This window comes from Fructilactobacillus sp. YLN 2412, assembly GCF_059488745.1.
In genome coordinates, this window is record NZ_CM183165.1 from 15,666 (window position 1) to 28,827 (window position 13,162).

11 protein-coding genes and 1 tRNA gene are annotated in these 13,162 nt (G+C 33.5%); 10 read left to right on the forward strand and 2 right to left on the reverse strand.

The annotated features are described in order from the left end of the window. Nucleotides 1–97: 97 nt before the first annotated feature. Complete coding sequence (locus AC0GLR_RS00075) at nt 98–1,045, forward strand: DMT family transporter (RefSeq protein WP_495604806.1); 948 nt, start codon at nt 98–100, stop codon at nt 1,043–1,045. Nucleotides 1,046–1,103: 58 nt separating this feature from the next. Here the strand turns inward: AC0GLR_RS00075 and AC0GLR_RS00080 are convergent, their stop codons facing one another. Both AC0GLR_RS00080 and AC0GLR_RS00085 read right to left on the reverse strand, forming a co-directional pair. After that, a complete protein-coding gene (locus AC0GLR_RS00080) occupies nt 1,104–2,018 on the reverse strand; it encodes a prenyltransferase (RefSeq protein ID WP_495604807.1) in 915 nt (304 codons plus the stop codon). A gap of 87 nt (nt 2,019–2,105) precedes the next feature. Further along, nucleotides 2,106–2,178: transfer RNA gene (locus AC0GLR_RS00085), tRNA-Lys, on the reverse strand. A 221-nt stretch (nt 2,179–2,399) separates the two neighbouring features. On the opposite strand from AC0GLR_RS00085, the gene yycF reads away from it, so the two are divergent. The 9 genes from yycF (at nt 2,400) to spxB (ending at nt 13,082) form a co-directional block, all read left to right on the forward strand. After that, nucleotides 2,400–3,116, forward strand: a complete 717-nt coding sequence (yycF, locus tag AC0GLR_RS00090) for a response regulator YycF (protein ID WP_495604808.1) — start codon at nt 2,400–2,402, stop codon at nt 3,114–3,116. Nucleotides 3,117–3,131: 15 nt separating this feature from the next. Further along, entirely contained in the window at nt 3,132–4,982 is a 1,851-nt protein-coding gene (walK, locus tag AC0GLR_RS00095; RefSeq protein WP_495604809.1) for a cell wall metabolism sensor histidine kinase WalK, read from the forward strand. After that, nucleotides 4,966–6,282: a YycH family regulatory protein gene (locus AC0GLR_RS00100; protein ID WP_495604810.1), complete on the forward strand. Its 1,317-nt coding sequence runs from the start codon at nt 4,966–4,968 to the stop codon at nt 6,280–6,282. Before walK ends, AC0GLR_RS00100 begins: the two co-directional genes overlap by 17 nt. After that, the gene (locus tag AC0GLR_RS00105) at nt 6,282–7,124 is read left to right on the forward strand and encodes a two-component system regulatory protein YycI (protein ID WP_495604811.1); all 843 of its coding nucleotides are present in this window, start codon (nt 6,282–6,284) and stop codon (nt 7,122–7,124) included. The genes AC0GLR_RS00100 and AC0GLR_RS00105 overlap by 1 nt, the downstream gene beginning before the upstream one ends. Beyond that, nucleotides 7,121–7,924 carry an MBL fold metallo-hydrolase gene (locus AC0GLR_RS00110; protein ID WP_495604812.1) on the forward strand — a complete coding sequence of 268 codons (804 nt, stop codon included), beginning with the start codon at nt 7,121–7,123 and terminating at the stop codon, nt 7,922–7,924. Before AC0GLR_RS00105 ends, AC0GLR_RS00110 begins: the two co-directional genes overlap by 4 nt. Before the next feature lie 616 nt (nt 7,925–8,540). Then, complete coding sequence (rlmH, locus tag AC0GLR_RS00115) at nt 8,541–9,020, forward strand: 23S rRNA (pseudouridine(1915)-N(3))-methyltransferase RlmH (RefSeq protein WP_495604813.1); 480 nt, start codon at nt 8,541–8,543, stop codon at nt 9,018–9,020. A 209-nt stretch (nt 9,021–9,229) separates the two neighbouring features. Continuing rightward, nucleotides 9,230–10,345, forward strand: a complete 1,116-nt coding sequence (locus AC0GLR_RS00120; RefSeq protein WP_495604814.1) for a YibE/F family protein — start codon at nt 9,230–9,232, stop codon at nt 10,343–10,345. Then, on the forward strand, nt 10,342–11,106 hold the full coding sequence (locus AC0GLR_RS00125) for a YibE/F family protein (RefSeq protein ID WP_495604815.1): 765 nt from the start codon (nt 10,342–10,344) through the stop codon (nt 11,104–11,106). The genes AC0GLR_RS00120 and AC0GLR_RS00125 overlap by 4 nt, the downstream gene beginning before the upstream one ends. 155 nt (nt 11,107–11,261) lie before the next feature. Further along, entirely contained in the window at nt 11,262–13,082 is a 1,821-nt protein-coding gene (gene spxB / locus AC0GLR_RS00130) for a pyruvate oxidase (RefSeq protein WP_495605437.1), read from the forward strand. Nucleotides 13,083–13,162: the final 80 nt, after the last annotated feature.

A 13,162-nucleotide genomic window follows, 5' to 3' on the forward strand; every position in this document is an offset into this window, starting at 1 on the left:
AAAAGCCATTCTATTAATTAGAATGGCTTTTTTTCTGTGGTAATTTGCATTTTATTTGATTATTTTGTATTTTGGATAGTAAGAGGAGAATCTACATATGAAAAAATCAATGTTTTATGTTTGTATATCAACTGTTTTATTTAGTTTGATGGAAATCGCATTAAAAGTTGCTGGGAATCAATTTAATCCAATCCAGTTAAATTTAATTCGATTTACACTAGGTGGATTAGTAATCCTGCCTTTTGCTCTAGTACATTTGAAGAAACTGCATCATAAACTGCATTGGGAAGACTGGAAAACCTTTTTTTATACCGGTTTTTTGTGTGTGGTAGTTTCAATGACTTTGTATCAATTAGCGATTGTCTACGGAGAACCAGCGATTGTTGCAGTTTTATTTAGCTGTAATCCAGTGTTTGCACTCTTGTTTGCTTACATGATTTTACATGAAAGTATTTCACGTGCTGATATTATTTCATTGGTATTATCAGTAGTGGGTTTACTAGTGATTATTGATCCATTTAAACTAACTGATCCAATTGGAATTTCGTTAGCAATATTTGCTGCAGCTACCTTTGGATTTTATAGTATTATGTCACAAGCGGGATCTTTAAAAGTTCATTTGGATGGAGTAGTAATGACGAGTTTTACTTTTATTGCTGGATCAATTGAACTATTAATTATAATTTTAATTACTAAAATTCCCTTTGTTGCGACTGGAATGCGTTCAATTAGTTGGTTAAAAACTTTTGCTGATATCCCAATTTTAAAAAACGTAAATTTACCTAATTTATGGATTTTATTGTTTGTCGGAGTTGCCGTTACTGGTGGTGGATTTGCTTTTTATTTTTTGGCATTACAAGACAGCGGTGTCTCAATTGCATCGTTAGTATTCTTCTTTAAACCAGTATTATCGCCAATTTTTGCTTATTTCCTAATTGGGGAAAATATTAATATTCCCACAATGATTGGAATTGCAATTATCATTCTCGGATCAATTGTAACTATTTATGGTTATCATACTGAAGCCAAATCTAGTGTGTCATAACAAATCAAAAAGGTCTATCCTATTGAAAAATCATTGGGATAGACCTTTTTTATAAATATTAATTAGGAAAAATTGCGTAAATAATAGTAGCGAGAACTACAGTTAAAGTGATTGCGATATCATTGCGAATTGTAAGTACAAATGTTTTTTGTTTTGACTGAAATTTCCAAAACCTTTTAGTGTTTTTAAGTACTAATGGAATCGTAAGAAAAACTAAGATAGTTTCAATTGGCAACCAACGCATGATGATAGAAACCAATAAACACCCGTAACCAATTAGATAATTAAATAAATAGAGGCGTAAAGTACCCTCTTTGCCAAGATAACTCACGCTGGTAAAACGATTGAATTTAATATCTTCTTCGTAGTCACAGAGATTATTTGCTAGACTGATATTGGTAATAGCAAAAATTGCAATTCCAGCAACAAAAATCATTTGACCAGCGATAGACCAACTAGCCTGGCTGGGAGCAATGTTAATTAAAACACAGGCTAGCGAAATGATATAACCCATAATAATTCCTGAGGCATTATCACCTAGAGGACCATTTTGAATGGGATGAGGACCGCCACTGTATAAATAACCAATCGCAGCTCCAGTTAAACCTAGAATTAAAATTAACGGACTCGTTATAATTACGAGCCACAGTGCTAATAACAATCCAATGCCAGTTAGCAAGTAAATTAAATGTTTGAGCTGCTGATATTCCTGTGGACTGCTAATCTTTTGAAAAATTCCTTCTTGTTCTTGAGTTAAGTTATATTTTAACGAATTTTGGTAATCTTTGACGGTATCAAAGAGATTAACAATAATCTGCATTAAACAACAAATAATAAAAAATAAGACGTTATGGAAAAAGTTGAGTGTATGATACTGATATAAAGCAAACAAAATTCCTAAACAAAACGGAAGTACCGATGCAATTAAGGAATGTAAACGGGTTACCCGAGTAATTTTTTTCCATGTAGTCATAATAGAATTCTCCTAGTTTTGCTAAAAAACAGTTACTAACTAAATTTACATATAAAAAAAGAACGACTACACTAGTCGTTCCAAAGATGGGCAGTCAGGGGATCGAACCCTGGACCCACGGATTAAGAGTCCGTTGCTCTGCCAGCTGAGCTAACTGCCCATATCAAAAGTACATATATAATAGTAGCATACGGCCTAAACCAGTGCAACTATCTTTTGCGAAAAATGAAACTAATTTAGACAATTTTAAATGGTACCGGTAAAGGTCTTACTTTTAGATATGTTATAATATGGCATGATTGAGCAGAAAGTAAGCCTTGATCATTACCTGATAGAAGACAATTCAAAATTTAAATTAACAAGCTTAGGAGTTATTAAATTATGGCAAAAATATTAGTTGTTGATGATGAAAAGCCAATTACGGATATTGAAAATTTTAGTTTAGCCAAAGAAGGTTACGAGGTAGTTGTTGCTTATGATGGCGAAGAGGCCTTAGAAAAAGTAGAATCGGAAAATCCGGATTTAATTATATTAGATTTGATGCTGCCTAAAATGGATGGTTTGGAAGTGGCCAAAGAAGTTCGTAAAACCCACAATATGCCAATCATTATGGTAACTGCTAAAGATTCGGAGTTAGACAAAGTTTTAGGTTTGGAAATTGGAGCTGATGATTATGTTACTAAGCCGTTTTCAAATCGAGAACTGGTAGCTAGGGTTAAAGCTAATTTACGAAGACAATCAGTAAATAGCGATTCTAACAACTCTGATGATGAAGATAAAAAAGACATTACTCTCGGGAACTTAGTGATTCATCCTGATTCTTATTCAGTTACTAAGAATGGCGGACCGGTTGATTTAACGCACCGGGAATTTGAATTAATTCATTACCTATCCCAACATATTGGACAAGTTATGACGCGGGAACATTTATTGCAAACCGTTTGGGGTTATGATTATTTTGGTGATGTGCGGACAGTAGATGTCACGGTACGACGTTTACGAGAAAAAATCGAAGATGATCCTAGCCATCCCAAGTGGTTGGTAACACGTCGAGGAGTCGGGTACTACGTGCATGATGTAGCTGAGGATAATAAGTAGTAAGAGGTCAACTAAATGGTAAAGAAGAGATGGAAATTTTTTAAATCCATTCATTTTAAAATTGCATTAGTTTTCGTGTTGATGCTGCTTCTAACGCTGGAAACAGTGGGAGCAGTATTTGTGCGTCAGCTTGAATACCAAAACTTGAATACTTTTAAAGAATCAATCCAATTAAAACCATATGTCAATGCTTCTTTAAAAAAACAATTAGCTAGTCGAAATCAGATTAAAGCTAATAAACAAATTCAGACTATTTTACAAGATGCTGACGTTAGTAACGTTGACGAGATTACAGTGGTAGATTCCCGAGGAAATATTCGAGGAACCAATCAAACGAGTAATCAATCGCTTGTAGGGCAGAAGAATACCGATAGCGATATAAAAAGTGCCCTATATAGTGGTAAAACCATTGAAAAGAATAATTCAGAAAATAATAATCGATATTACACCTTAATTACACCATTAATTAATAGTTCTAAAAATCAAAATAATGTTGAAGGTGTTGTTTATATTCGGGCTAATTTAGGTCAGGTTTATCACAATATCAATAACATCACGATTATTTATCTTTTTGCGGCAGTCTTATCTATTATTTTAGGATTAATACTGACATTGATTATTTCCCGAGCCATTACGAAACCAATTGAAGAGCTAAAGAAACAGACAGAACAGATTGCTCGTGGTGATTATTCCGGTCATGTACAGGTTTATGGACATGATGAATTGGGACAATTAGCTCAGGCAGTTAATAATCTTTCTGTTCAAGTTGAGGAATCACAAGAACTGACTGAATCAGAACGACGTCGGTTGGATTCAGTACTAGATAACATGACTGATGGTGTGGTGGCTACTGATCGGCGCGGGATTGTTAGTATTGTAAATGATGAAGCTTTAGATTTACTGGGACTTAATAAAGCGCAAGCAGTTGGGAAACCAATTTTAGATATTTTAAAATTGAAAAATAGATATACTTTAAAAGATTTAATTGATGATCCGGGACAAGTATTTTTGGATTTTTCAACTGAAGGTCATAAATTGATTTTGTCGGCTCATTTCTCGCTAATTCAACGTAAATCAGGTTTCATAAATGGAATTGTTTGTGTCTTTCATGATGTTACGGCTCAACAAAAAATTGATCAAGATCGACGCCAATTTGTTTCAAATGTTTCCCACGAGTTGAGAACACCGCTTACCAGTGTACATTCGTACATTGAGGCATTATTAGATGGAGCTTGGAAGGATGAAAAATTAGCCCCAAAGTTTTTGCATGTTACTCAAGATGAAACTGATCGAATGATTCGAATGATTAATGATTTGCTGACTTTATCAAGGATGGACTCCGGAACACAAAAATATAATACTGAATTAGTTAATATTAATAAATTAGTTAATTATATTTTGGATCGCTTTGATATGATTGTTAAAAATGATGATTCAAAAAAACATTATAAAATTAAACGCTTTTTTACTGAGCAGGATTTATGGGCTGAAATTGATACTGACCGTTTTACGCAGGTAATTGATAATATCATGAATAATGCAGTCAAATATTCGCCTGATGGTGGTGTAATTACCTGTCGTTTGTATGAAAATCATAATGAAATTGTGATTAGTATTACCGATCAGGGATTGGGAATGCCTAAATCAGCGATTAAGCATATTTTTGATCGTTTTTATCGAATTGATAAAGCACGTTCACGAGCTCAAGGTGGTAGTGGACTGGGATTAGCAATTTCAAAAGAAATCATTGAATCGTTTGGCGGTAATATTCGGGTGGAGAGTGTAGAAGGAGAAGGCTCAACTTTCTATGTTTTCCTTCCTTGTGAATCAGTTGAGGAGGATTTGTGGGATGAAGGACAGGCTTAAACGTTTATTTTTACCGATTTCGCTGGCAGTTGCAGTTGGCATTAGTCTAGTGTTGTCAGTTTCTTTGCTAACTAATCCAGCACGATTTAGTAATAATAACCATCCGAAGCAAAAGTCAGCATTACACAATGATATTAATTCGCGTAATTTTTTGGAAGTTTATTCACCAACTCAAATTATTCAGACGGATAAAGATGGAAAACAACAAATGCTGACTAGTCCCACAACTAACTTAGTGGGTGAAATACTGAAAAATATGGATCATTATCATTTTTCTAAAATCAAAAAAATTTCAACAGGAAATCAGAAAAAATATTTGGATAAGATGAATTACCATAATTCGTTAATGCTGAATTATAATAGTTCGATTTCAGCTAATATTATTGCCAGAATTTTGCATTATTCCGGATTTAATGGGAAAGAAGATATTAATCGAATTGTCTTACCTATTGATGATAATAATCGCATGTATCTTTTAAGTGACAGGAATCATACAGTTTATCAAGTAAATGTAAAATCACGTAGCTTAGCAAAAATTCATCGAATTATTCGGCATGATGTTACAAAAGATCACGTCGAAATGCGGTTGCGTAATGGTCGTCCTTTTTTATATTTCCCAAGTCAAGTTAAAATGAAAGATTATGGTTATTTACTGCAGGAACAATCCCAGTCTTCGTATCTAAGTCGGATTATTGGAAATACCACTAATGCTACGATTAAACATCACAAAAATAGTACGACTTATAATTCTTCTGATCAGGGATTAACATTTTCGAATGATGGGAATGTAATTTATAATAATTATCAAACCCATCATAGTGTTAATAATCAAGAAGAAGCATTAGAAGCAGCTTATCGGAATGCTATCCAATTGGGAGTGCCCCTAGATAATACAAAATTTGATAGTTACACAAATAAGGATAAAGCCGTTAATTATCGTTTCTTCATCGAAGGTTTCCCATTATATGGTTCTGAACAATTAGGTAGTTATTCATATCGCTTTATTAACGGTAATACTGAGCGTTATAAATTTTCATTACGTGATTTTCAAATCCCAGTTCCTACCAATAGACAGACAACTACTCTTCCTAGTACTAGGAATTTATTACGTGATTTGAAAAATGATGGTATTGATATGTCAAAAGTGACGGATGTTAAGTTGGGTTATCAGATTATTCCTGATAAGCAAAATAATCTGTTAGTAACATTGCAATCAACCTGGTTTGTGAAATACCATAATAAGTGGGTAAATTACAAGACATTGAGTCCTTACTATCAAGCTGGAAAGGAGAATTTCTGATGAATTTTAAACGAATTCAAGAAATCTTCTTGTTAGTTTTTATTGTGATTGATATATTTTTATTTACTATGACAAAAAGCAATAAAATTCAGCCAACTAATACACCAGTTGGGAATGCTGATAATACCATCATTAAAGAAATGAAACATGATTCAATTTCAGTCGGAAAATTATCTAATCAGCGTTTGGATGGTTATTATCTTTCAGCTACTCAGGATAATAATCTTGAGTCTCAATTTTCGAAACTTAAAAACCAAGATGCTAGAATTGATAGTAATACAGTTGTTAGTACTTTTCGAAATACCATTAAGGTCGATGAAAATAATCCACATAAAACAATTGATCATTTGCTGAAAAAGAATGGTTTTGTGCTGGATGGCAAATATTTTCTTTATAATAAGCATTTGTCTAATAAAACTAAAGTTGTTTATGATCAAATGGTAGTTAATAGTACGGTGCTTTCATCTGATGCCAGAATTACATTTAATATTACAAAAGATCATCATTTGAGTGGTTATACACAACGTGCATTAAACAACATTAAAATTCTACATGAAAAATCAGAGTTAATTTCTGAAGAACATGCAGTCATTAGACTTTATCAATATAATGAGATTCCCGACAACTCCAAGGTATTGTGGACTAAATTGGCTTACACTCATTTGTTGCATATTGGTGGAGAAGATGTTTATATTCCAACCTGGATGATTGCAACTGAAAATAAAACCAGTCATAAAAAACAAATTAAACGAATTAATGCCTTTAATGGGGCATCATTTAAAACTGAAAAGGTTAAGATTAAAAATAATAGTCAAAATGTAGAAAGTGAGAACAATCAATGAGTGATGATTCGTTAAAAGTTAGCGTTCTGTCCAGTGGCAGCGGTGGGAATTGTACCTACATCGAAACGCCCCAACATAAAATAATTCAGGATGCTGGATTATCAGGAATAAAAATCGAACGGCTCATGAAATCGATTGGTAAAGATTTAAAGGATGTTGATTCATTATTTGTAACCCACGAACATACTGATCATGCTAAAGCAGTTGGGATTTTGGCACGTAAATATGGTATGAATGTTTATGCTAATGATGCAACTTGGAAAGCCATGCAACGTAAAATCGGTAGATTTCCAACCGAACAAAAATTTGTTTTTGCCCCTGATTCAACAGAATTATTTGGTGATTTAGATGTAGAAAGTTTTTCAGTGGAACACGATGCGGCACATGCCCAATTTTATAATTATCATCATAATGGGAAGAGTTTTGTGATTGTAACTGATACGGGATCAATTAATGATCAAATTGAAGGTATTATTAGAAATGCTGATGGGTATTTATTTGAATGCAACTACGACACGGATATGTTGATGAATGGCGATTATTCGTATTCCACTAAAATGCGGATTCAGAGCCCAACGGGACATTTATCTAATGTGGCAGGAACAGAAGCCTTAATGGATATTATGGGTCCAGCGACAAAGCAAATTTTCTTAGCTCATCGGAGTCATCACAATAATACGAAATCATTAGCACGTTTAACCGTTGCTTCTATGATGAAAAATAATGGTTTAGGCGTTGGACGTGATTTTAAATTGTTTGATACTGATGTAGAAAAACCGTCTGATTTACTTACTTTATAAGATTTTTGAAGCATAATTATCGCATAGATAATTATGCTTTTTGTTTATAACCAACTAAATTCGGCAATTGAGAGTTAGTTGATGTACAATCTAACAGTATGTTAATTTACATTTTTGCATTTATTAGGTTATTTAATGTTGATTATTCAACGATTAAAGCAGTTATTATTTAATTTATTAAATGACATAAAGTTATGTTAAAAATTAAATCGCGAACGAATTCACTTAATTAAATATAATAATTAAGTGAAAAAGTTATGGGATAAATGATAGTTGAAAAGTCTGTTGATAACTTTGTGGATAAGCTTAGTGATTAATTATAAATACCATTGCTTGGGGAGTTTTGAGAAGTTGATAACTAATGTAAACTTATCCACAACTATTGTGCATAAGTTTATGGAACATTTTTCGTTAATAATAAAAACCTGTTATATCAACGTTTATAGTAGTAGAAAATTGTGTTAACGAACACACGTTGCTGTTTTTGTTGTGGATAATTAAAAAACATGTTGACAACTTTAGTAAAAAAACAGGTAGTTAATTTTGTGTAAAAAGTAGGAAATAATCACATTCCTGTGGATAACTTTGTGGATAAACTGTTAAAAGGAGTGGACTTATGAACATTAAATTAGTAGTAGTTGGAAAAGTAAAGGAAAAATACTTTCGTAATGGGATTGCTGAATATGAAAAAAGAATGTCAAGATTTTGTAAATTTAAAATTACACAGGTTCCAGATGAAAAGGCCCCAGAATCATTAAGTCAAGCTGAAATGGATTCAGTGATGGAAAAAGAGGGACAACGTATTTTAAGTAAGATTGGCGATCGAGAATATGTAATTGCACTAGCAATTTTGGGAAAAGAATTATCTTCAGAAGAATTTGCTGCTAAAATTAAAGATTTAACCACGTACGGACACTCCGATATTACTTTTGTGATTGGTGGTTCGTTAGGACTATCTCCCCAAGTTTTACAGCGAGCTGATTTTGAAATGTCGTTTGGACGGTTTACGTTACCCCATCAATTAATGAGATTGGTTTTATGTGAACAAATTTATCGATCTTTTATGATCAATCAGGGAAGTCCTTATCATAAATAAAAAGATCAATTAGAATTTTTCTCTAACTGATCTGTCCAAAGGCATTGCTGCTTTTTATTAATTTTTCATTGGTATTAAGAATCTTTGTTGGCAGCTTTGAAAACAAAAAATGTTTAAAAATCCACTTCATTTTTATCGCCTTTCGTTTAGTTTATAATGGTATTTAATATTGGTTTAGTTTTATTTAAATTAAGTTTGGAGATGTCAATTTGACTCGAATTAATCTTAAGTTTCACGTAAAATGGCTTACTATTTTATTAACTTTGTTGGTTGGAATTGGAGCAATGGTGTTTACGCATTTTGATGCGCCATTTTATCACCAGACTGTGGCACAAGTACAAAAGGTTCATAATTATGGTCGTACAAAAGTAACCGATGAATTTCATAATCAGGATTTTCAAGAAAATCAAATTGTGACGCTTAAGATTTTAAATGGAAAAAATCGCGGTAAAATTATTAAATCACAAAATCAGTTTTCCGGAGCTGGGGCAACCGACATGCAATATCATGCTGGACAACAGGTATTTGTCCATTTGGGAAACAAAAAGTCCAACAAATCTTCGGCTTTAATCAATGGATTTAAGCGCGATACAGTAGTCGTTTTCTTAGTTTGGCTGACAATTAGTTTATTATTATTGATTTTAAAATTCAGAGGATCAATGGCGCTGCTGAGTTTAGTGATTAATGCACTTCTCTTTTTTACAGCGGTTGAAATTGATGTTGGAACGAATCTTAATCCATTTATTTTGTTTGCCATTTTGGCAGTTATTTTTACTTTTGTGACGGCAACTTTGATTTTTGGCTGGTCAAAAGAAACTCTCGTTGCAATTGCTTCAACCATTTGTGGTACGGCAGCCGCTATTTTGATAGCTTACTTAGTTATGTCTGCTACACATCAGCGCGGCATGAATTTTGAAATGATGGATTATGTGACTCAACAGCGATTACCATTATTTTTTGCAGGAAGTATGATTGGATCGTTAGGAGCAATCATGGATCTTTCAGCCGACATTACTTCGAGCTTATTTGCTGTTTACCGAGAAGAACCGGCTTTAACTTTTTGGCAATTATTTAAAAATGCAAGAAAAATTGGACGGTCGATTATGGGTCCTTTAATTAATGTTTTGTTTTTGATTTTTGTAGCGGGTACTTTTCCAATGATGGTACTTTTTATGCGAAATGGAAATAATTGGGGTTATTCATATTCCATGATAATGACCTTGGGAATTGTCCAAAGTTTGATTAGCGGAATCGGGATTGCATTAACTGTTCCCATTACTGGTTTAATTGCTGGAGGTTTATGTGAAACGAAGGTGGTCAAATGACAACTATTACCGCATTGATTATTGTTTTATTTGGGGCAATGCTGCTAGCTGGAGGTAAACAAGGATTTGTTTCATTTCTAGGCTTAATCTTTAATTTTGGCCTAGTTTTTATGTCGGTTGTTCTGATTTCTTTTGGAATTCCTTATCTAATAGTGACTTTGATTAGTGCTATTATTATTTTGGTAATTACTATTTACTTTGGGAATCAACAGGGACGAAATGCTGATATTGCATTTTTAACTTCCTTGATTGTAGTAGGATTAGTAATTTTGCTAATTATTCCAGTTGAACATTGGGCTCAGGTTCAAGGTTTTGGCGTTGAAAATACTGAGGATTTGGAAGGGTTATCATTACAATTAGGCGTTCGATTTTTGGACGTTTCGTGTGCTATGACTATTTTGAGTTGTTTAGGAGCTGTCGCTGAAGCTGCAGTAGCATTGGCGACGGGATTAGTTGAACTAGAAAATCATGATAAAACAATCACTGATATTAAGTTACGTAAAGAAGGTACTAAAGTAGGAAAAGAAATTGTCGGGACGGCTTTTAACACTTTATTCTTTGGTTTTTATGGTGAATTAATTGGTTTGTTTATCTGGTTTGCCAGACTGCATTACGATTTTGGGATGGTTTTAAACGATAAAATCTTTGTTTCTGAATTTATCATGACACTAATCTCATCAATTGGGGTAGTTCTGACAATTCCAATTACAATATATATTGTGATTTTTCAAAAGCATCGACGAGAAAAAGTAAATGACTGAATAAAATTCGGATAAGTTACACCGACTGGTGTTAATTTATCCGAATTTTTTAGTTAATCAACTAGATATTAATAGTGTCAAATTAAGTAATCTAAAACATTGCAAACGCTTTCAAAGGGTACTATACTTAAAGCATGAAAGGGAGGTAAGTTATGATGAAAGATGTAAATAAAATTCCAGCTGCTGTAGCAATGTTAAAGGTAATTGAAGCTTATGGGGTAAAAGATATTTATGGTTATCCAGGTGGTTCAATTAACTCTACACTTAAGGCACTTGATATCGAAAAGGAAAAAGTTAATTATATTCAAATTAGACATGAACAAGTGGGGGCGTTAGCTGCTGCTGCTCATGCTAAATTAACTGGTAAAATTGGAGTTGCTTTTGGTTCTGCTGGACCAGGGGCAGTTAACTTGTTAAACGGATTATATGATGCTAAAGAAGATCACGTACCAGTTTTAGCATTAGTAGGCCAAGTTGGTCATGATAATATGAACTACAACTATTTCCAAGAAATGCCTGAAGTTCCAATGTTTGAAGATGTAGCTGTTTATGATCGAGTAGTCATGACTCCTGAAAGTTTACCTCATGTTATTGATCGAGCTATTCACGAGGCTTATGCTAAAAAGGGGGTTGCTGTAGTAGTAATTCCAAATGATTTTGGTTTTGATTTAATTCCAGATGTTAAATATGATTCTGCTTCGCAAACTTATAATAAGCCAGCTCCCGAACCACAAGCAACTGATGCTGAAGTTGATGAATTTTTGCAGTTAGTTAAAGATGCTAAACGTCCTGTTATTCATGTTGGTCGTGGAATTAAAAACGGCGGCGACAAATTAATTGAATTATCGAAAAAATTACAAATTCCATTAGTTATGGATGGTTTAGCTAAGGGATATGTTAATGAAGATTACGAGGGGAATTTGGGAACTGCTAACCGAGCTGCTTCCAAAGCCGCTGATGAGATTTTGGACGTGTCTGATTTAGTCATTGCAATTGGTGGCGATTTCCCATTTGCTAATAGTTTTTATGCAACTCATGATTTCAAGTATATTCAAATTGATAATCAAACAATTGAACTTGGTCGTCATCATGTTCCAGAATTAGCAATTTGGTCAGATGCAACCCAATTTGTTGAAAAAGCACTTGATCGCAGCGAAACTGCAGCACCTAGTGGTTTCTTTAAAGCTGCTGCTGCTGATATGCAAAACTGGAAACAATATATTAAAAAGATGTTGGCTAGTGAGGATGAGAGTTTGACACCCGCTCAAGTTTATAATCAGATTAATCGAGTTTCCAATCCAGATACAATTTATTCAGTTGATGTTGGTGATAATACGATTAACACCTTTAGATATTTGAATATCAGACCTACGAATCAATGGGTCATCTCAGCATTGTTTGCCACAATGGGTTCTGGAGTACCAGGAGCAATCGCAGCTAAACTTGATAATCCGGAAAAACAAGTCTTTAATATTGCTGGAGATGGTGCTTTATCAATGGTAATGCAAGATTTGGTTACCATGACTAAATATCATTTACCAATTATTAATGTTGTTACTCAAAATGGTGATTTAAGCTTTATTAAGGGTGAACAAGAAGATTTGCCAATGCAATTTTATGGTCTTGATTTACAACAACAAGATTTTGCTATGATTGCTAAAGGAATGGGATTAGATGCAATTCGAGTAACAGATTATCGTGAACTCCCTGCAGCATTTGATAAAGCCGTTCAAGCAGCCAATGCTGGAACTCCATTTTTAATTGATATTGTTATCAATGACAAACGTGGATTGCCGGTTGAAGATTTGGATGTCAAAATTGTTGATGGAAAATTAGAAGAATCAGTTAGTCCTAAGTACAAAGATGACAAACCAGCTGGTAAAACTTATAGTTTGCAAGAATTCTTTGATTACTATGATGGACAAGATCTTTTACCATTAGCCCATTATTTTGATGAATATGATGTAAAATTGTAAAAATATTTTAATTTAAAAACAACCCCCACTTTAATGTGAGGGCTGTTTTTGTATATAATGGAAATAACTATTACAATTCT

Bases quoted from the DNA above. Each gene is read 5' to 3' on its own strand.
- AC0GLR_RS00075 (WP_495604806.1), top strand. From the start codon at position 98: ATGAAAAAATCAATGTTTTATGTTTGTATATCAACTGTTTTATTTAGT.
- AC0GLR_RS00080 (WP_495604807.1), bottom strand. From the start codon at position 2,018: ATGACTACATGGAAAAAAATTACTCGGGTAACCCGTTTACATTCCTTA.
- yycF (WP_495604808.1), top strand. From the start codon at position 2,400: ATGGCAAAAATATTAGTTGTTGATGATGAAAAGCCAATTACGGATATT.
- walK (WP_495604809.1), top strand. From the start codon at position 3,132: ATGGTAAAGAAGAGATGGAAATTTTTTAAATCCATTCATTTTAAAATT.
- AC0GLR_RS00100 (WP_495604810.1), top strand. From the start codon at position 4,966: ATGAAGGACAGGCTTAAACGTTTATTTTTACCGATTTCGCTGGCAGTT.
- AC0GLR_RS00105 (WP_495604811.1), top strand. From the start codon at position 6,282: ATGAATTTTAAACGAATTCAAGAAATCTTCTTGTTAGTTTTTATTGTG.
- AC0GLR_RS00110 (WP_495604812.1), top strand. From the start codon at position 7,121: ATGAGTGATGATTCGTTAAAAGTTAGCGTTCTGTCCAGTGGCAGCGGT.
- rlmH (WP_495604813.1), top strand. From the start codon at position 8,541: ATGAACATTAAATTAGTAGTAGTTGGAAAAGTAAAGGAAAAATACTTT.
- AC0GLR_RS00125 (WP_495604815.1), top strand. From the start codon at position 10,342: ATGACAACTATTACCGCATTGATTATTGTTTTATTTGGGGCAATGCTG.
- spxB (WP_495605437.1), top strand. From the start codon at position 11,262: ATGAAAGATGTAAATAAAATTCCAGCTGCTGTAGCAATGTTAAAGGTA.